The organism is Curtobacterium sp. 9128, from assembly GCF_900086645.1.
Taxonomy (GTDB): Bacteria; Actinomycetota; Actinomycetes; order Actinomycetales; family Microbacteriaceae; genus Curtobacterium.
This window is the reverse complement of record NZ_LT576451.1, coordinates 1,161,593-1,178,759: the sequence shown is the minus strand read 5'-3', so window position 1 is coordinate 1,178,759 and position 17,167 is coordinate 1,161,593. Positions and strand designations below refer to the sequence as shown.

Below are 17,167 nucleotides of genomic sequence, written 5' to 3'. Positions count from 1 at the left end.
TGCTCAGGGGGTGTGGTGTTCGGCTACTCGACCGGACGGATGACCGGCGGCAGCATGATGTGCAGCTGGTCGGCGAGGTGGCCCTGGGCGTCTTCGAGCGAGTCGAACTCGCCGACGACGAGGCCGAACGTGTCCGAGGCGACGTAGTGTCCGTCGCGCTTGTCGACCGATCCGCCGAAGTAGCCGCCGTAGTTGGCGATCCACTCGCCGGCGTCTTCCTGCGTCCAGGTGAGCTTGGCGCGAGCCGGCCGCGAGGCGCTGACGGTCTCGGCTTCGAGGACGGCGATCGTGTCGACGGTGTCGGTGTCGAGGGTCACGTCACGCTGCGTCTTCGTGCTGCTGTCGGTCATGCTCATCGCGCTGCTCCTGTCACGTTCCGGGGTACATCCTGCGGTCCTCAAACCGTATGGCGTCGGCCCCTCCGCTCGCCAGCCACCCCCGTCGATTCACGGGTTCTGTTCATACGGGCCATCGCCACTTCCCGGATTCGCGGGACGGTGCGACGCATTTCCGGGGTACACGTCCCCCACCGGGGTACTCGCGGAGCGGACAGTCCACCGAGTCAACGGATCGGGCACGATCCCGTCGCCTGATCACGCATCCTCGACGGACCGCCGGTACCGCTCGATCTCCGCATCGATCAGCCGCCGGGGGACGTACCGTTCCGCGAACACCGCGGTCACCACCCCGAACGAGAGGACCACGATGCCGATCACCAGCCCGACCAGCGCACTGTCCCGCTGCCAGGTGTCCGGCCACAGCGCCGGGAGCACCAGACCGAGTCCGACGAACGTGGCGCTGTACGCAACCGTGACGAGCCACTGGGGCGCACGCCTCGGGAAGACCTGTAGAACCCGACGCTCGGCGACCACCACGAACACAGAGCCCGCGGCGACCGACGACATCGTCGGCAGCCACCGGCTCAACAGCCCCAAGACGCCGAACGTGAGGACGATCCCGACCGCGCTCCACCACAGCCAGGCAGCGGTCCCGGCCTTGAACCTGAGACGCTCGGTCATCCGGCCATGCTCCCCACGTCTCGACGGTACGCCCCAGGGGTCATGCCGACCAGCGGGGAGAACTGCTCGATGCACTGGCTCGTCGTCGCCCACCCGCAGGCCGCCGCGGTGTCCGTCACCGACCACCCCTGCGCGAGCAGCACCAGCGCCCGGTGCACCCGGAGCTGCAGCCGCCACTGCCGGTACCCCATGCCCGTCTCGTCGCGGAACAGCCGGGTCAGGGTGCGCTCCCCCACGCCCGTCTCCCGCGCCAGGGCACCGAGCGACCACGCCACGGTCAGGTCGCGTTCGACGATCACCACGACGCGGCGCAGCCGCACGTCGTGCGCCTCCGGCAGGTGAAGCGGCTGCTCCGGCGCGGACGCGACCTCGTCCACGATGACCGTCCGCAGGTGCGACCGCGCCGCCTCGGAACGCGGTGCCGACGCGGTGGCGGCGAGCAGGGCCTCCCGTGCGAGCGGGGTGACCGCCAGCACAGCAGGTCCGGTCGGCAGGGACATGGCCGCATCCGCCTCCAGGTACACGACCCGCATGTCGGTCACCCCGTGGGCCCGGTGCCGGTGCTCGGCGCCGGCCGGCACCCACGCGACACGGTTGGGCGGGGCGATCCAGGCGCCGTCGTCGGTGATGAGCGACAGCACCCCGCTGGCGGCATGCACCAGGTGGCCGCGGGTGTGGGTGTGGGAAGTCGTCGTCTCGGCGTGGTCGAAGAGGAACGCGGCCTCGGACCGGCCGTCGGTCAGGCGGTCGTCGATCTCGAAGTCCTCGAGGCGGCGGGTTTTCGACATCGAGCGGCAGTGTACGTGTTCCGAGCAGTGGACGGCAGGTGGTCGGATGGACGCATGACCTCGACCGCTTCCGTTCCGCTCCCCGTGACCGTGCCCCCGCCCGCGGGACGCCGCCGTGTGCTCGCCGCCTGGTACGTCGGGGCGGGGCTGCTGCTCATCGCGATCAACCTGCGCATGGGTGTCGCCTCGGTCGGGCCGGTGCTCACGGCGATCGAGCGGTCGCTCCACCTGACACCGTCGGCGGCGAGCCTGCTCACCACGATCCCGGTGTTCGCATTCGGGGCGTTCGCGTTCCTGACGCCCGTGCTGACCAGGCGCGTCGGACTGCACCGGCTGCTCGGGCTGACGATGGCCGTCCTCGCACTCGGCATCGCGCTCCGCTTCGAGCCGCAGGGGTGGGCGCTGTACGGCGGGACGGTGCTCGCGGGGGCGGCGATCGCGGTCGCGAACGTGCTCATGCCTGCGGCGATCAAGAGCGACTTCGCCCACCGGGTCGGGCTGATGATGGGGCTCTACTCGACGATGCTCTTCCTCAGCGCGGCAGTGGCGTCGGCATCGGTCGTGCCGCTCATGGTGGCGTTCGGCGGATCGTGGCGACCGGCGCTGGCGTTCTGGGCGCTCCCCGCCGTGCTCGCGTTCCTGGTGTGGCTGCCGCGTGCGCTGCAGAACCCGGGGCACGTGCGGGTCGCCGGACGGAACCGCGCGGCCGACACACCGTCCGAGGCCGGCGAGCCCCGGATGACGGCGCTCCTCCGCGACCCGGTGGCGATCGCCGTGACGGGGTTCATGGGGCTGCAGAGCCTGTCGTACTACGCGTTCCTGACCTGGGCGCCGACGGTGCTGCAGGACGCCGGCGTCTCCGCGCACACGGCGGGGCTGATGCTGGCGTACTCGAGCCTGCCCGGGATCCTCACGGGCATCGCGGGTCCGGCGATCGCCCGGCGCATCCGGCCGTCGTGGGTGCCAGTGCTCGTGGTCGTCGTGCTCTGCATGGCGGGGTTCGTCGGGCTCGCGGTCGCGCCCGCCGCCGGGGCATGGGTGTGGATGACGCTCCTCGGCCTCGGACAGGGCGGAGCGATCAGCCTGTCGCTCAGCTACATCGTGTGGCGCTCACCGGACGCCAGGCACACGGCGCACGTGTCGACGATGGCGCAGGGCATCGGGTACCTGCTCGCGGGCCTCGGGCCGCTCGGGATCGGGCTGCTGCACACCGCGACGGGCGGGTGGACGGTGCCGATCGGGGTGCTGCTGGCCTTGCTCGTCGTCCAGGGGTTCGCCGGCGCTGCCGCCAGCCGCGACCGCCACGTGCTCGCCCGGGGCGCCGCACCGGACGCCCCCACCCGAGTTTCGCGCTGAGCGACACTCCTCGGGCTCGAAGCCGCGCGATGTGTCGCTCAGACCGAGTCTCGCGCCCGGCCGCCCGCCCCGCCCGGCCCGGCCCTACGCGACCGCGCGCAGGGCGTCGGCGATCAGTGTGAGCGCCCGGTCGATCTCGTCGGCGACTCGGGCATGCGTCGACTCCGAGCGGCGGTACGGGTCGTCGACGTCGTCGTCAGCGGGGTCGGCCGGCGGCGCGACGGTGCCGCGGAGCCGCGCGACCCGCTCGACGAGGGCCTGCGGCGAGTGCACATCGGCGAGGTCAGACGGCTCGAGCCCGTCGAGCACCCGCGCGAACTGCTTGATCGTGAACGCCCGCTTCGCGGCTCGCGGCGCCAGGCGGACGACGTCGGCCCGGTGCGAGCGCTCGGCGGTCAGCACGAGGTCGGCGCCGGCGGCGATCGACTCCGTCAGGTAACGCGACCGATGCGCGGACGGGTCGCCGCCGAGCCGGACGGACTGCGCGGCGGCCGCACCGTCCATGGCCATGTCGTCCTGGGCGATTGTGCCGGCCGACTCGATGACGTACGACGATGCCACCGAGCCGAGCCGAGCCTCCAGGACCTGTGCGCCCAGCGGTGACCGACAGATGTTGCCACTGCAGACGAACAGGATCCGCATCGTCAGGCCACGTCCTGGCCGAGCAGGTCGTGACGGACGACGATCGCGTCACGGCCGGGGCCGACGCCGATCGCCGAGATGCGCGCGCCGGACATCGCCTCGACCGCCAGGACGTACGCCTGGGCGTTCGCGGGGAGGTCCTCGAACGAACGGGCACCCGTGATGTCCTCGGTCCAGCCGGGGAAGTCCTCGTAGATCGGCTTCGCGTGGTGGAAGTCCGACTGCGAGACGGGGACCTCGTCCACGCGTTCGCCGTCGACCTCGTACGCGACGCACACGGGGATGGTCTCCAGCCCGGTCAGCACGTCGAGCTTCGTGAGCACGAAGTCCGTCACGCCGTTGATGCGCGCCGTGTACCGGGCGATCGGGGCGTCGTACCAGCCGCAGCGACGCGGGCGGCCCGTGGTGGTGCCGAACTCGAAACCGTTCGCGCGGAGGAACTCCCCCGACTCGTCGAACAGCTCGGTCGGGAACGGCCCGGCGCCGACGCGGGTCGTGTACGCCTTGACGATGCCGATGACGCGCTGGATCTTGCCCGGGCCGATGCCGGAACCGGTCGCCGCGCCACCTGCGGTCGCCGACGAGGACGTGACGAACGGGTACGTGCCGTGGTCGACGTCGAGCATCGTCGCCTGACCGGCCTCGAACAGGACGGTCTCGCCCCGCTCGAGGGCACGGTGGATCTCGAGGGCCGTGTCCGCGACCATCGGGCGCAGGCGCTCGGCGAAGGACAGCAGCGACTCGACGACCTCTTCGGGGTCGATCGCGCGACGGTTGAAGACCTTCACCAGGAGGTGGTTCTTCTGGTCGAGGGCTGCTTCGACCTTCTGGCGCAGGATGTTCTCGTCGAAGATGTCCTGGATGCGGATGCCGACGCGGTTGATCTTGTCCGCGTAGCTCGGGCCGATGCCACGACCGGTGGTGCCGATCTGCCGCTTGCCGAGGAAGCGCTCCGTCACCTTGTCGATGGTGCGGTGGTAGTGCGTGATGACGTGGGCGTTCGCCGAGACGCGGAGCTTCGAGACGTCGACGCCGCGGGCCTTCAGCGCGTCGAGCTCCTGGAACAGGACCTCGAGGTCGACGACGACGCCGTTGCCGATCACGGGCGTCACACCGGGGGTCAGGATGCCGGACGGCAGCAGGTGGAGCGCGTACTTCTCGCCCCCGACGACCACGGTGTGCCCGGCGTTGTTGCCGCCGTTGAACTTGACGACGTAGTCGATGCGGCTGCCGAGGAGGTCGGTCGCCTTCCCCTTGCCCTCGTCACCCCACTGGGCTCCGATGATGACTGCTGCGGGCATCTGGTTCTCCTCACGTTCGCGGAGGACCTCACGCGACCGTCGGGCCGGTGGTCCACCCGAGTCTATCGAACGACTCCCCTGATGCGGGTTCCGGACGAGGCCCCGTCGAGGAGTCCCCAGAACGGGGGACATTTGGTTCCATTGCTGTACTAAAGCAACTCCACAGACGTAGCGTCACGATCGTGCGCCGCGTTCCCGGCGGAGCACCTCTCATCGGTCCCACGTCCCTGCGTGCGGACCACCGCCGCACGAGACCCGTGCGGCCCGTCCGGCGTGCAACCGAGCCGGACACGATCCCGCATGAACCACGTGCTGGGACGCCCCACAACCGTGCCCTCTGCGGCACAGAAGTGAGTTCGACGATGAACAAGGCTCTCTGGAGCAAGAAGGCGCTGGCCCTCCCGGCGTGCGCCGCGATCGTGATCGGCGGCATGACGCTCGTCGCCGCCCCCGCGAACGCCGACCCGGCGGACCTGAAGGTCACGTCGCAGTCCGTCGACGGTCGTGTCCTCACGATCAACGGCACCGGTACCCCCGGCGAGAACATCCAGCTCGACGAGAACTTCCGCACGTCGCGTCACGCGATCGGCGACTCCGGCACCTGGACGCTCACCTACACGATCCCGGGCACGGACTACGCCGCGCACACCTACACGGTGACGCAGACGCTGCCGAACGGGCTCAACCAGGACGGCCAGACCACGGTCACCGCCGCTGCCGAGCAGCCGGTCCCCGAGTTCGCGATCACCAGCCACTCGGTCTCCGGCCGGACGGTCACGGTCTCCGGCACGGGCAACCCGGACAACACGGTCCAGATCGACCCGCAGTCGGCGCCGATCGTCCGCCACCAGATCGCGGACGACGGCAGCTGGTCGTTCACGTTCGACATCCCGGGCACCGACACGGACTCGCACGAGTACACGGTCCTGGAGGAGAACAACAACTTCCAGATCCAGGCACAGGGCTCCTTCACGGCCGCAGCCGAGGCGACCACCCCGGCGTCGCAGTTCTCGCTCGTCTCGCCGAAGAACGGCAGCACCGTCGACTCGCGCACGGTCACGTTCACCGGAACCGGCACCCCCGGCGACCTCGTGAACGTCCTCGACGCCGACGGCAACCGCGCGGCTCCGCAGGTCCTCGTCGCGGACGACGGCACGTGGACCACCACGGGGACGTTCTCGGACTCCGCGGCCACGGTGCAGAACCTCTCCGTCAACCAGATCGGCGGCGGTCAGGGCCAGGGCGAGGTCGCGTTCACCATCACGCTGCCGGCGGTCGCTACGACGCCGACCGACGGCGGTGGAACGACCCCGGGCACGGGTACTGGCACCGGCGCCGGCACGGGCACCGGTACGACGGGCACCGGCACGACGGGCTCCGGCACCGGCACGACGGGCTCCGGCACCGCGACGGTCACCGGCACCGACCCGGGCGCCCCGGCACTCCCGGTCGTCAGCGGCTGACCCGATCGAACCGAGCGGGGGCACGGCGGACAGGCGCCGTGCCCCCGCTCTCCGCATCCCTCCCCAGCACCGACCGACCCACCCGACGGGATCGTGATGGAACACCCCACCCGCAGCACGGGCACCCGCCGCCGCACCGCCACCTTGACCGCGACCCTCGCCGTCCTGGTCACGGTCGGCCTGACCGGCTGCCACGCGGACGCCGAGGCCGCCGCAACGAGGTCTTCGACCCCCTCGCCGAGTGCGACCTCCTCGGCCGCCCCGTACCGTGCACCCTCGGCCGACGCGGTCGCCGCACTCCCCGAGGCGCGGTACGACGCCGTCATCGGCGGACTCCTGCCCTGGTACGAGCCGGACGTGCCGAAGGCCGCCGACCACGCGTACTCGATCGACGCCGACGCCCCGCTCTACGGTGACGACAGGACGACACCGGTGGCGCGGTTCGCGGCGAAGAACTTCCTCGGCGATCCCTCGGTCATCGTGCCCGTGCGGTTCAGCGGCGACTGGGCGCTCGTCATGACACCGAGCCGACAGGCGCTCCCCTCGACGACCTCGGGCGGGGCCGCCGCACAGACCGTCGCCTGGATCCGGCGCGATCTGCTGCACCGCGGAGACGCGCTGGCCGACCACGTCGTCGTGTCCGTCGGGGCGCAGACCGTCTCGATCATCGACACGGACGGCAAGACGGTCCACGAGTTCCCGGCCGGCATCGGCGCCGGCGACACCCCGACCCCGACGGGCGTCGCCGGGTACGTGCAGGCGCGCTACCTCGACCCCGCGCAGGACCAGACCGTCCACCGCATCAGCCTGACCTCGTTGCACTCCGCGGCAGCGGACGAGCCGTACGGCGGGGACGACGGCGGGCTGATCGGCGTCCACTACGAATCGGTCGCCCGGGGCGCGGTCTCCCACGGCTGCGTGCGCCTCGACGGCGATGCGATCGACATGGTGGACGCGCTGCCCCTGGGGACGGTCGTGCAGGTGGTGCCCTAGGGACCGCCCCGCGGCCGACGCGACCGCAGGAACGACCAGGAGGCACGGTGCCAGCTGGCACCGCGCCTCCCGTCGCTCTCATCCACGGCCGCGACCCGATCGCGTCCGCGCGTCTCTTCTGCCGGGGATCAGGACCGGAAGAAGTCTGCGTAACTGGGGTTCGTCATCGGGGCGTTGTGGCCCGGCTCGGCGAGCCGTTCGTTGACCATCGCCTGGATGACGTCCGGCGGGGTCAGGCCACGACGGCGCCACTCGACGGGGTTCTGCCGGAGCTGCGACAACGTGTTCTGCATGGGGACAACCGTGCCACCGTTTCGCTAGTTTGTCTAACTACATATCCGCGACACGCATCTGAGGACATGGAAAGGGCCCGTGGAGGCGATCCACGGGCCCTTTCCGGTCCGGCTACTTGCGCGTCACCTTCGCGGTGGACGCCGAGGTCGCGGTGCCGTCCTGGTACCCCTTCGCCGTGGCGGTCACGCGGACCTGGAACGTGTGCCCCACGTCCGACGTGCCCAGCTTGATCTTCTTCGTGGTCGCACCCTCCACGACGGACCCGTCACGGAGCCACTGGTACGAGAACTTCACGCCCCGCGCGTTCCAGTCGCCCGGCCCGGCGGTCAGCTTCTTGCCGACCTTCGGCGTACCGGACACCGTGACCGCACTGCCCTCGCGGAGCGCCAGCTTCGGCGCAGCGACCGTCGCCGACACCGTGTCCACCTGGTCGCCGACCGCGTTGTGCAGGTGCAGCAGCAGCACGCTCGCGGACGAGGTGCCTGCGGAGCGGGTCACCGGGATCGAGCCGCTGTCCGGGAAGAGGACTCCCCCGAACGACAGCGCCGGTGCGGACGGGTCGAACGTCGCGGACTTCGTGTCGTCGACCACGTACGAGCCACTCGTCGCCAGTGCCGGTGCGTACGCCGACTCGGTGAGCACCGAGTAGTCGAACGCGCCGGTGACACCGATCGCCTCCTGCGAGACGGTCAGCACCTTCACCGCGCTGTCGAACGTGTTGACGTCCTGACCGGGCGCACCCCCGTTCAGCGGCTGAGAGTCGAGCGTCGCACCGGTGGCGAGGTCGATCGTCGTCGCGAACGTGGCGTCCACCGTGGCCGACTTGGCGTCGTACACCAGGTAGTCCGGCGTGCCGTCACGGTCGGCGTCGATGAGCACCTCGACGTTGGTCACAGCGCCGGGGTTGGCGTCGGGACCGGTCGTCTGGACGCCGAACGCCAGCGTGCCGTCCGACGCGTTCGCGCCGTAGGCCCTGATGTCCGCCGCCTGGAGCGACTGCTTCGCCGAACCGTCCGGGAACGACTCCTGGGGGTCGGTCCCGCCGAGGACGAACGGGGCCACGAGGGCTCCGGTCACACCGCGGCCGGCCAGGGCGATCGAGGTCTCGTTCGAGTCGCTCTCGAAGGACACGTCCGAACCGTGCACGGCGCTCACCGGCTTCGGCGCGGCGTAGGTGCCGATCCGCAGCGGGTTGAACTTCTTGTCGGTCGGCGTGAACGTGACGAGACCGGTGGCAGCGGAGACGAACTCGCGCTGGTACCCGAGCGTCGTCGACTCCTGCGTCGGGTCGATCGTGCGCCCGACCTTCGTCGGGTCGGCGATCGTCATCGTCAGGGTGACGGTGGCGGTGCCGTGCGGCACGACCGTGACGCGCTGCTTGTCGATCGAGAACGCGACGCCGGACTGCGCGACGCGGGACTCGTAGGCCACGTCGTACGTGTGCGGCCGACCGTCGGTGTTCTTGATCTGCAGCGTGCGCTTCTCGGTGGTCGGCGAGGCGACCTCGACGACACCGAACGACGCCGTGACGAGCTGGTCGTTCTCGACGCTGCGCACCGTGGTGCCGGCGGTGACCGCCTGCAGCGCGTCGACGCGACCGGTCCCCTGCCGCAGCAGGGTCGCGTTCCCGTCACCGTCCCGCACGTCGTGCGTCGCGGTGTTCATGATCGTCGCCTTGACGTCCGGTGCCGACCACGTCGGGTGCGACTCGAACGTCAGCGCGGCGATGCCCGCCACGTCCGGCGTCGCCATCGAGGTGCCGCTCATCGACATGCGTCCGTCACCGGTGCCGTTGGCCGCGGAGATCACGTTGACCCCGGGGCCGGCGACGTCCGGCTTGACGATGTCGTCGAACGACCCGTGGACACCACGGCTGGTGAACTGCGCGAGCGTGTTCACGGCGTCGGCGTCGGTCGCGAGCTGGAAGCCCTTGAGCTCGTCGGCGAACTTCACGTGCAGGGTCCCGGCCTGGGCAGCGGACTGGAGGCTCGCAGCACTGTCCGCCGTCAGCTCGGCACCCGGGATGGTCGCGTTCCCCGCGATCCCGCTGTCGAAGGTGTTGATCGTCCCGGCGAGCAGGACGCCGACTCCGCCGGCGGCCTGGACGTTGTTGAACCGGACACCGGAGCCGCACTCGAGCGCACCGTCCGTCCACTTCAGCCAGACGACCTTGCCCTTGACCTTCGCGGCCTCGTCCGCGCTGAAGGCAGCGCAGCCGTCCACGTTCGTGGTCGGGACGACGACGTCACCCTCGACCGGCAGCGTGCCCTGGTAGTTCTGCGAGTACTGCGCGCGGTAGGTCTTCGCGACGTCAGCGGGAGCGGTCGCCTGGACGCCGTCGTAGAGGCTCTGGCCGGTGGCGCTCGCGGCGACCGTCAGGGCTCCTTCGGCGTTGCCCGGCGACCCACCGATGTCGGTGAAGTCGTCGGCGTTGCCCGAGGCGATCACCGGCAGCACACCGCGGGCGGTGAGCGCGTCGATCTTGGCGTTGTCGGGGTCGTCCGGTGCACCGTAGTCGGAGCCGAGCGACAGGTTGAGGACGTTGATGTCCTTGCCCTCGGTCAGTGCCTGGCCGACCCAGTCGAGCGCGGCACCGGTCACGTCGGTCGAACCGCCGCCGTCACCGAAGACCTTGAGGGCGTAGAGCCCGGCCTCCGGTGCGGTGCCGGGGCCGATCCACATGTCCTGCACGGACTGCGTGGTCAGCTTCTCGTAGTCCCCCTCGAAGGTCTTCTTGTCGGCGTCGAGGCCGTACCCGGCGATGGTGCCGGAGACGTGGGTGCCGTGGTCGCCGCCCTTGCCGTCGATCGGGTTGTCGTCGGGCTTCGGCGTCGGGTCGTACGCCGGGGAGGCCGGGTCCGCGTTGTACGTGGGACCGGCGAAGTCGTGGCCGCCGAGGAACTTCTTCGCGTCGAACCAGCTCGGGTCCGGGGCGCTCGAGCTCGCGAGCGCCTGCTCGTATGCCTCCGTCGTGCCGGGGCCGCCGAAGTCCGCCTGCGTGTAGTCGAGCCCGGTGTCGAGCACGGCGACGTTCACGCCCTTGCCGGTGTGGCCGGTCTGCTGCCACGCGTCGAGGGCGCGGGTGTAGACGTCGCTCGCCGCGTTCTTCGGGCTGACGCCGTCGGCGCCGGGCTTGACGACGTCGGGGTCGACGCCGCTCGGGGCCGCGTCGGCGCTGTCGCTGACGGTCGGGTCGACGATCTTCTTCGGCGTGAGCGGGATGACGCTCTCGACGTCGGAGCGCTCGGCGACCTTGCGGAGCGCTGCCACGTCGGCCACGACGGCGACACCGGGGACGGTGTACTCGGTCGTGTAGAGCTCGGTCGCGTCGGCGTCGGCGGACTGTACGGCGTCGCGGACGTCCTCGGTCGTCGACTTGATCGCCGACAGCCGCTGCTTCGCGGCGCCCGACGGGCTCTTCGACTGCGTGAGGTCGCCGCCCTTCGCCTTGGCGTCCACGGCGAGCGCTCCCTCGCCGGTCGTCCGCACGAAGGCGGCGATCGTCGTCTGGGGCTTCGCGCTCCGCAGCGGTGCCGACAGCTTGAGGTCGGCCGATGCGACACCGGCCGGCGCGGCAGACGCCGTGCCACCGACGGCGAGACCGCCGCAGGCGAGGGCTCCGGCCGCGACGAGTGCGGTGACGACTCGGGTCATGCGTCTCGGGTTGGGGGTGTTCGGGTCCTGTGTTGCACGGTTCACTGGGCGCACTCCTGGCTCCGTCCGTGTTGCTTGGGAATTGCTCAGAAGCTATGTGCTGCTGCTCAGGTGCGGGAGTCGGCACTTTGGGGGACGTCCCCCGTTCGGGGGTACCCCGTTCCTGCGATCTTGCACAGTGGTGTGCAAGTTATTACGATGGGTGGCGTGACCAGTCCTGACGCCCCAGTCCGCGCTCCGCGCCGCGATGCGACCGAGAACCGGGCCGCACTGCTCGACGCCGCGAAGACCGCCCTGCAGCGGGACCCGGACGCCTCGATCGAGTCGATCGCGGCCGTCGCCGGGCTCTCCCGTCGTGCGGTCTACGGACATTTCCCCTCCCGCGACGACCTCGTCCGCGCCGTCGTCACCGCCGGGGCGTCCCGGATCGCCGCCGCGATGCCGACCTCCTCGGACCTCGGCGACCTGCCCCCCGCCGCCCGCATCGCCGCCATCGCGGTCACCCTCTGGTCAGAGGTCTCGCACGTCCGCTCGATGGCCCGCATCGCCGTCAGGAGCCCGTTCGGCGAGTCCGTCGCCGAGGTGTTCGCACCGCTCAGGGCCCAGGTCCGCGACGCCTGTGCGCTCGGGATCGCCGAGGGCTCGATGCGCGACGACGTCGACGCCGCCACGCTCGGCCGGCTGGTCGAGGGGGCCTGCATCGCCGTCCTCGACGAAGCCACCCGCTCCGCCACCCCGGACGACGAGGGGCGCAGGATGGTCGTCATCTCGGCACTCGGGATGGCCGGCATCGACTGGCGCACCGCACTCCTCACCGAACCCATCAGCTCCGAAGAGGACCTCGCATGACCACGCTCGAGATCGACCACGCCGGCATCGGCGAGGAGCCCGGCGCGGCCCTCCCCGTCGTGTCCGCCGTCGCCGGACCGCACCGTCCGGGCATCGTCGCCGTCGAGACCGAGCAGGCGCCGGTCCTGGCGTCGCTCGTCGCCGGCGGCCGCATGAAGCCCGAGACCGGACGCGTGCTCGTCGACGGACACGACGACCCCGCGGCGATCCGACGGGCGTTCGCGCTCGTGGACACCCCCGGGATCGCCGAACCCTTCCCCGTGATGACGCTCCGCCGGATCGTGCGCGAAGAGCTCGCGTTCGCCGGGCGTCGTCCCTCCCGCGAGCACGTCGACACCGTGCTCGACGAACTCGGCATGACCGCGTACGCCGACACCCACGTGCAGCGCGTGCCGACCGACGTCCGCGTGCGGCTGCTCGTCGAGCTCGCACTGCTCCGCGACGGGGTCACCGGCCTCGTGATCACCTCCCCGGAACGTCACGGCGGCTCGGTCGAGGGCTGGTTCGCCGTCGTGCGGGACGTCGCGATGCGCGGCGTCACCGTCCTGCTCGTCACCTCGAAGGCCGCGGCGGCCACCGCCGAGCGCCTCCTGGCGACCATCCCCGTGCCCACTGAGGACACGGCTGTACCCGAAGGTCCCGATGACGCGACCAGCACCACCGGAGGCGAGCCGAGCCTCCCGTCGGAATCCCTGGAGACCCGCTCGTGACCACCACCTCGCTCATCCGCGCGGAACTCGCGCGACTCACCGCAACCCCGCTCGCACGGCTCGCGTTCATCGCGCTCATGGTCGTGCCGCTGCTCTACGGCGGCGCGTACCTGTGGGCGAACCGCGACCCGTACGCCAAGCTCGACCAGGTCCCGGCCGCGATCGTCAACCAGGACGCCGGTGCCACGCTCGACGGTGACACCGTGAACTACGGCAAGGACGTCACGAAGCGCGCCATCGACGGCGGTGACTTCAAGTGGTCGAAGACCTCGGCGGCGGACGCCCGCTCCGGGGTCCGCAACGGCACGTACGACTTCGTCGTGACGATCCCGCACGACTTCTCGGAATCCCTGGTGTCGGCGCAGTCGAACGACCCGAAGCGCGCAGAACTCGTGATGACGACGGCGGACACGAACTCGTACCTCGCCTCGACGATCGCGGAGCAGGCGGGCAAGACCATGCGCACGGCCGTGGCCGAGCAGGTCGGCAAGAAGGCCGCGAAGACGCTGCTCGTCGGGCTCGCCGACGTGCGCGACAGCCTCGGGGACGCGGTCGACGGCGCGGGGCAGCTCGCCTCTGGTGCCACCACGGCGTCGAACGGTGCGGACCAGCTCGCTTCCGGGACGTCGCAGCTGCGCTCCGGCGCGTCCCAGCTCGCGTCCGGCACCGCCTCGCTCCCCGCCCAGACGACGAAGCTGAACGACGGCGCGCAGCAGGTCGCATCCGGTGCGTCGACCCTGTCGTCCGGGCTGCAATCGGCGAAGGAGCAGACTGCGGCGCTGCCGGCACAGACCGCGGCACTCGCGGACGGCGCCGCGAAGGTCGCTGCCGGCAACAAGACGCTGGCGGACGCCACCGATCCGGCGCTCGCGTTCATCGACGACGTGTCCGCGCAGAAAGTCGTCGACGCGGTCGCTGCACGCGCAGCCGAGCAGGGCGTGACGATCACACCAGAGGTGCAGGCGGTCCTGGAGGCAGGGGTCCAGCAGCAGCTCGACGACCCGAAGGTGCAGGCCGACCTCACCACCGCGAAGACCCAACTCCAGAAGGTCGACCAGCTGCGGGACGGCTCGCAGCAGGTGTCCGACGGCGCGTCGCAGCTCGCTGCCGCAGCACCCACCCTGAGCTCCGGGATCGCGACCGCCGCTTCGGGTGCGTCGACGCTGTCGGGCGGGGCGTCGCAGGTCGCTTCCGGGACCTCGGCGCTGGCTGCCGCTGCGCCGACGCTGTCGAACGGCGCAGCGACCCTGGCCTCCGGCACCGCGACCGCGGATGACGGCGCGCAGTCCCTGGCAACGGGGCTGCACTCGCTGCGGGACGGCGCATCGACGCTCGCGTCACAGCTCGACGAGGGCCGGACGAAGATCCCGGCGTCGAACGCGTCGGAGCGAGAGTCGCAGGCGTCGGTCATCTCCGACCCGGTGAAGGTCGGCGACGACAACGTGGCGGCTGCGGACAACTACGGCGCCGGGCTCGCGCCGTTCTTCATCTCGCTGGCGGCGTGGATCGGCATGTACGCGCTGTTCCTCATCCTCAAGCCGATCTCCAAGCGGGCCATCACGGCGGTGCGCAAGCCGCTGCAGATCGTCCTCGGTGGGTGGCTCACGCCCGTGGTGCTCGGGATCGTGCAGATGGTGGCGCTGTTCTTCATCGTGCGGTTCGCGCTCGACCTGAACGTCGTGCACGCCGGGGCGACGATCGGTGTGATGGTGCTGGCGTCGGCGACGTTCGCGGCGATCCTGATGGCGCTCAACGTGTTGCTCGGCTCCGTCGGGCAGTTCCTCGGGCTGGTGCTCATGCTCGTGCAGCTCGTCACGGCCGGCGGGACGTTCCCATGGCAGACGCTCCCCGGGCCGTTGGCAGCGCTCCACTTCGCGCTGCCGATGACGTACTCGGTCGACGCACTCCGGCAGACGATGTACGGCGGGTCGATGGGTGCGGCGTGGTCGGACGCGGGGACGCTCGCGTGCTGGCTCGTCGGCGCGCTGCTCGTCACCTTCGTGGTCGCTGCCCGCCAGGGACGCTCCCGCACGCTGCGCGACCTGCGCCCGAGCCTGATCGGGTAGGGGGCCGGGGCGCTCGGGTCCCTCGGGTCCCTCGGGTCCCCGAGCGAGCATCGAGGGAACAGGAAACGTCGGGTCGGCAGGCGCTACCCGACGTTTTCTGTTCCCTCGGGGGGCGCGGCGGGGGCGCGGCGGGAGCGCGCGGGCGGGTCAGGAGTGGGGGCGGCGGCCGAGCGGGGTGGTCGCCAAGGAACCGCCGAGCCACCGGGCGTCTTCGTCTGGGAGATCGTCGATCGCGTCGGCGTCGAGCACGGCGCCCGCGTCGTCGAGCGGGTGGAAGCCGATGGCCTCCCCCGCGCCGAGGTCTGCCGGAGATCCCGAATTCCTCGACAGCGCCCAGACGACGTGGTGCCCAGGCTCGGTGAGGTCGACGGTCGCGAGGACGAGCCGGACGAGGTCATCGGGCGAGGTCCACATGAGCAGCGCCCGTCGCGACGAGGGCTGCTCCCCGAACGCACCGATCCGCGCGGAGACGATCGACATCCCGTGCCGGTCGGCGAACAGACTGCCGAGGAGTTCCATCCCGGCCTTCGTCACGCCGTAGAACGAATCCGGCCGTGGGACTCGGTCACCGGGCACGCTTGCGGCGGGCACGTCCTCGGAGACCCGGCCGACGGCGTGGATCGAACTCGCCTGCACGACTCGCAGGACGCCGTTCGCCGCTGCCCGCTCGAGGACGTTCTTCGTGCCGGTGAGGTTCGCTGCGACCAGTGCGTCCCAGTCGGCCTCGGTGGGTATCCCGGCGAGGTGCACGACCGTGTCCACGCCGACGAGCGCGTTCTCGAGTGCGTCCTCGTCGTTGACCGACCCCGGCACGAACCGCTCCCCGTCGACGACCGCGTCGACGGGGACCCGTTCGTCGAGGAGCACGAGGTCGTGACCAGCAGCACGCAGGCGAGGACGGAGACTCGAACCGATCCTGCCTGCGGCCCCGGTGATGAGCAGCGTCGCCATGCATCGGACGCTACCCTCGCCTGCCCAGCAGTGCGGCGAGGTGCGCCAGGATCGCCGACCCGTGCACGGTCAGGTCGGACTTCGTCCAGCGCAGCACCGTCCAGCCCAACCGTTCGAGCTCCCGGTACCGGCGGATGTCCGCCGCCCACTGCCCTGGGTCAGTGCGGTGGTGGTCTCCCTCGTACTCGATCGCGATGCGCCGCTCCGGGTACGCCATGTCGACGCGCGCGACGAAGTACCCGCGTTCGTCGAAGACGTCGACCTGCAGGTCGGGTTCCGGAAGCCCGGCCCGGACGATGAGCAGGCGGCACCGGGTCTCTTGCGGTGAACTGGGTCCGACCCGGATGAGCTCGAGCGCCGCACGGAGCCGTTGCGCGCCGCGACAGGACCCGTGCAGCGCGAGCACCCGTCGCAGTTCCGCTGCTGTCGTCGCGCACCGGGGTTCCGTGACGATCGCGTCGCCGAGGGCCACGAGGTCGTCCAGGCCGAGCAACGATCCGCACTCGACCCAGCACGAGGCCGGAGTGCTGGACGGCATGCCCCACCGCTGCCGGACCTGTGCTCGTTCGGGAGTGGCGCGGTGCCCGACGACCCCGCTTCGCCGCATCTGCCCCGCCGGTCGGATGCTGCTGATGTGGACGCGATCGTCGAGGCCGCGTGGAAGCGGGAGCTCCCACAACGCTGCGGCCGAGACGTGACTGACGAACTGTCCTCGCAGGAGCACGGGGCGGAACGCCCTGATGCGTTCGACACCCTGCGGCGGAGCAGCGCTGTGCCACCGGACGGAGCGGGTCGGACGTTCGAGGTCGAGTCGGCGGAGTCGTTCGCGCGACACCCCCGCACGGTCGGCGGCGTGCACGTCGAACGACCGCGTACGGAGCGATGGTGGAAGCGGTCGTGGGCGCATCCCGCCACCGGTGCGCAGCTCCGGACGCAGCATCCGCCGGAGGTGCGACTCCGTGGAGAACCGGCGCCGAGCCTCCCGTGTGGAGAACTCGCCACCCACCCAGCGCACGCTCCCCACGGATCGAGGGAACAGAAATCGTCGGGTGGTGGATGCCGACTCGACGATTTCTGTTCC

The 17,167-nt window shown here is 71.0% G+C and carries 15 protein-coding genes; 6 read left to right on the top strand and 9 right to left on the bottom strand.

Annotation, left to right across the window (positions count from 1 at the left end):
* Nucleotides 1–23: 23 nt before the first annotated feature.
* The 3 genes from QK288_RS05820 to QK288_RS05810 form a co-directional block, all read right to left on the bottom strand.
* Nucleotides 24–356, bottom strand: coding sequence for a hypothetical protein (locus tag QK288_RS05820; protein WP_281266862.1), 333 nt, complete (start codon nucleotides 354–356; stop codon nucleotides 24–26).
* 237 nt (nucleotides 357–593) lie between these two features.
* Nucleotides 594–1,019 carry a hypothetical protein gene (locus tag QK288_RS05815; protein WP_281266861.1) on the bottom strand — a complete coding sequence of 142 codons (426 nt, stop codon included), beginning with the start codon at nucleotides 1,017–1,019 and terminating at the stop codon, nucleotides 594–596.
* Nucleotides 1,016–1,807: a helix-turn-helix transcriptional regulator gene (locus QK288_RS05810; protein WP_281266860.1), complete on the bottom strand. Its 792-nt coding sequence runs from the start codon at nucleotides 1,805–1,807 to the stop codon at nucleotides 1,016–1,018. Before QK288_RS05810 ends, QK288_RS05815 begins: the two co-directional genes overlap by 4 nt.
* Before the next feature lie 54 nt (nucleotides 1,808–1,861).
* Between QK288_RS05810 and QK288_RS05805 the strand changes: the two genes are divergently transcribed.
* Complete coding sequence (locus QK288_RS05805; RefSeq protein ID WP_281266859.1) at nucleotides 1,862–3,163, top strand: MFS transporter; 1,302 nt, start codon at nucleotides 1,862–1,864, stop codon at nucleotides 3,161–3,163.
* An 84-nt stretch (nucleotides 3,164–3,247) separates the two neighbouring features.
* Here the strand turns inward: QK288_RS05805 and QK288_RS05800 are convergent, their stop codons facing one another.
* Both QK288_RS05800 and QK288_RS05795 read right to left on the bottom strand, forming a co-directional pair.
* Complete coding sequence (locus QK288_RS05800) at nucleotides 3,248–3,805, bottom strand: low molecular weight phosphatase family protein (RefSeq protein WP_281266858.1); 558 nt, start codon at nucleotides 3,803–3,805, stop codon at nucleotides 3,248–3,250.
* A gap of 2 nt (nucleotides 3,806–3,807) precedes the next feature.
* Nucleotides 3,808–5,106: an adenylosuccinate synthase gene (locus tag QK288_RS05795; protein WP_281266857.1), complete on the bottom strand. Its 1,299-nt coding sequence runs from the start codon at nucleotides 5,104–5,106 to the stop codon at nucleotides 3,808–3,810.
* Nucleotides 5,107–5,468: 362 nt separating this feature from the next.
* On the opposite strand from QK288_RS05795, the gene QK288_RS05790 reads away from it, so the two are divergent.
* Nucleotides 5,469–6,569 carry an isopeptide-forming domain-containing fimbrial protein gene (locus tag QK288_RS05790; protein WP_281266856.1) on the top strand — a complete coding sequence of 367 codons (1,101 nt, stop codon included), beginning with the start codon at nucleotides 5,469–5,471 and terminating at the stop codon, nucleotides 6,567–6,569.
* A gap of 96 nt (nucleotides 6,570–6,665) precedes the next feature.
* Nucleotides 6,666–7,562, top strand: a complete 897-nt coding sequence (locus QK288_RS05785) for a L,D-transpeptidase (RefSeq protein WP_281266855.1) — start codon at nucleotides 6,666–6,668, stop codon at nucleotides 7,560–7,562.
* Between the two features lie 128 nt (nucleotides 7,563–7,690).
* Here QK288_RS05785 and QK288_RS05780 read toward each other — a convergent pair whose 3' ends face one another.
* Complete coding sequence (locus QK288_RS05780) at nucleotides 7,691–7,855, bottom strand: hypothetical protein (RefSeq protein WP_281266854.1); 165 nt, start codon at nucleotides 7,853–7,855, stop codon at nucleotides 7,691–7,693.
* 112 nt (nucleotides 7,856–7,967) lie between these two features.
* A complete protein-coding gene (locus QK288_RS05775) occupies nucleotides 7,968–11,510 on the bottom strand; it encodes a S8 family serine peptidase (protein ID WP_281266853.1) in 3,543 nt (1,180 codons plus the stop codon).
* Between the two features lie 198 nt (nucleotides 11,511–11,708).
* On the opposite strand from QK288_RS05775, the gene QK288_RS05770 reads away from it, so the two are divergent.
* From QK288_RS05770 to QK288_RS05760, 3 genes are read left to right on the top strand one after another with little or no spacing between them, the layout of a single operon-like run.
* Nucleotides 11,709–12,359, top strand: a complete 651-nt coding sequence (locus tag QK288_RS05770) for a TetR/AcrR family transcriptional regulator (protein WP_281266852.1) — start codon at nucleotides 11,709–11,711, stop codon at nucleotides 12,357–12,359.
* Nucleotides 12,356–13,069 (top strand): hypothetical protein, encoded by a 714-nt coding sequence (locus QK288_RS05765; RefSeq protein WP_281266851.1) that lies wholly within the window; start codon nucleotides 12,356–12,358, stop codon nucleotides 13,067–13,069. The genes QK288_RS05770 and QK288_RS05765 overlap by 4 nt, the downstream gene beginning before the upstream one ends.
* Complete coding sequence (locus tag QK288_RS05760) at nucleotides 13,066–15,135, top strand: YhgE/Pip domain-containing protein (RefSeq protein ID WP_281266850.1); 2,070 nt, start codon at nucleotides 13,066–13,068, stop codon at nucleotides 15,133–15,135. Before QK288_RS05765 ends, QK288_RS05760 begins: the two co-directional genes overlap by 4 nt.
* Nucleotides 15,136–15,282: 147 nt before the next feature.
* On the opposite strand, the gene QK288_RS05755 is transcribed toward QK288_RS05760, so the two are convergent.
* Nucleotides 15,283–16,086, bottom strand: coding sequence for an NAD(P)-dependent oxidoreductase (locus QK288_RS05755; protein ID WP_281266849.1), 804 nt, complete (start codon nucleotides 16,084–16,086; stop codon nucleotides 15,283–15,285).
* A gap of 10 nt (nucleotides 16,087–16,096) precedes the next feature.
* Nucleotides 16,097–17,110, bottom strand: a complete 1,014-nt coding sequence (locus tag QK288_RS05750; RefSeq protein WP_281266848.1) for a DUF559 domain-containing protein — start codon at nucleotides 17,108–17,110, stop codon at nucleotides 16,097–16,099.
* Between the last annotated feature and the right edge of the window lie 57 nt (nucleotides 17,111–17,167).

Excerpts from the sequence above, each read along its gene's own strand:
- QK288_RS05820 (WP_281266862.1), bottom strand. The coding sequence starts at position 356 with ATGAGCATGACCGACAGCAGCACGAAGACGCAGCGTGACGTGACCCTC.
- QK288_RS05815 (WP_281266861.1), bottom strand. The coding sequence starts at position 1,019 with ATGACCGAGCGTCTCAGGTTCAAGGCCGGGACCGCTGCCTGGCTGTGG.
- QK288_RS05810 (WP_281266860.1), bottom strand. The coding sequence starts at position 1,807 with ATGTCGAAAACCCGCCGCCTCGAGGACTTCGAGATCGACGACCGCCTG.
- QK288_RS05805 (WP_281266859.1), top strand. The coding sequence starts at position 1,862 with ATGACCTCGACCGCTTCCGTTCCGCTCCCCGTGACCGTGCCCCCGCCC.
- QK288_RS05800 (WP_281266858.1), bottom strand. The coding sequence starts at position 3,805 with ATGCGGATCCTGTTCGTCTGCAGTGGCAACATCTGTCGGTCACCGCTG.
- QK288_RS05795 (WP_281266857.1), bottom strand. The coding sequence starts at position 5,106 with ATGCCCGCAGCAGTCATCATCGGAGCCCAGTGGGGTGACGAGGGCAAG.
- QK288_RS05790 (WP_281266856.1), top strand. The coding sequence starts at position 5,469 with ATGAACAAGGCTCTCTGGAGCAAGAAGGCGCTGGCCCTCCCGGCGTGC.
- QK288_RS05785 (WP_281266855.1), top strand. The coding sequence starts at position 6,666 with ATGGAACACCCCACCCGCAGCACGGGCACCCGCCGCCGCACCGCCACC.
- QK288_RS05780 (WP_281266854.1), bottom strand. The coding sequence starts at position 7,855 with ATGCAGAACACGTTGTCGCAGCTCCGGCAGAACCCCGTCGAGTGGCGC.
- QK288_RS05775 (WP_281266853.1), bottom strand. The coding sequence starts at position 11,510 with ATGACCCGAGTCGTCACCGCACTCGTCGCGGCCGGAGCCCTCGCCTGC.
- QK288_RS05770 (WP_281266852.1), top strand. The coding sequence starts at position 11,709 with ATGGGTGGCGTGACCAGTCCTGACGCCCCAGTCCGCGCTCCGCGCCGC.
- QK288_RS05765 (WP_281266851.1), top strand. The coding sequence starts at position 12,356 with ATGACCACGCTCGAGATCGACCACGCCGGCATCGGCGAGGAGCCCGGC.
- QK288_RS05755 (WP_281266849.1), bottom strand. The coding sequence starts at position 16,086 with ATGGCGACGCTGCTCATCACCGGGGCCGCAGGCAGGATCGGTTCGAGT.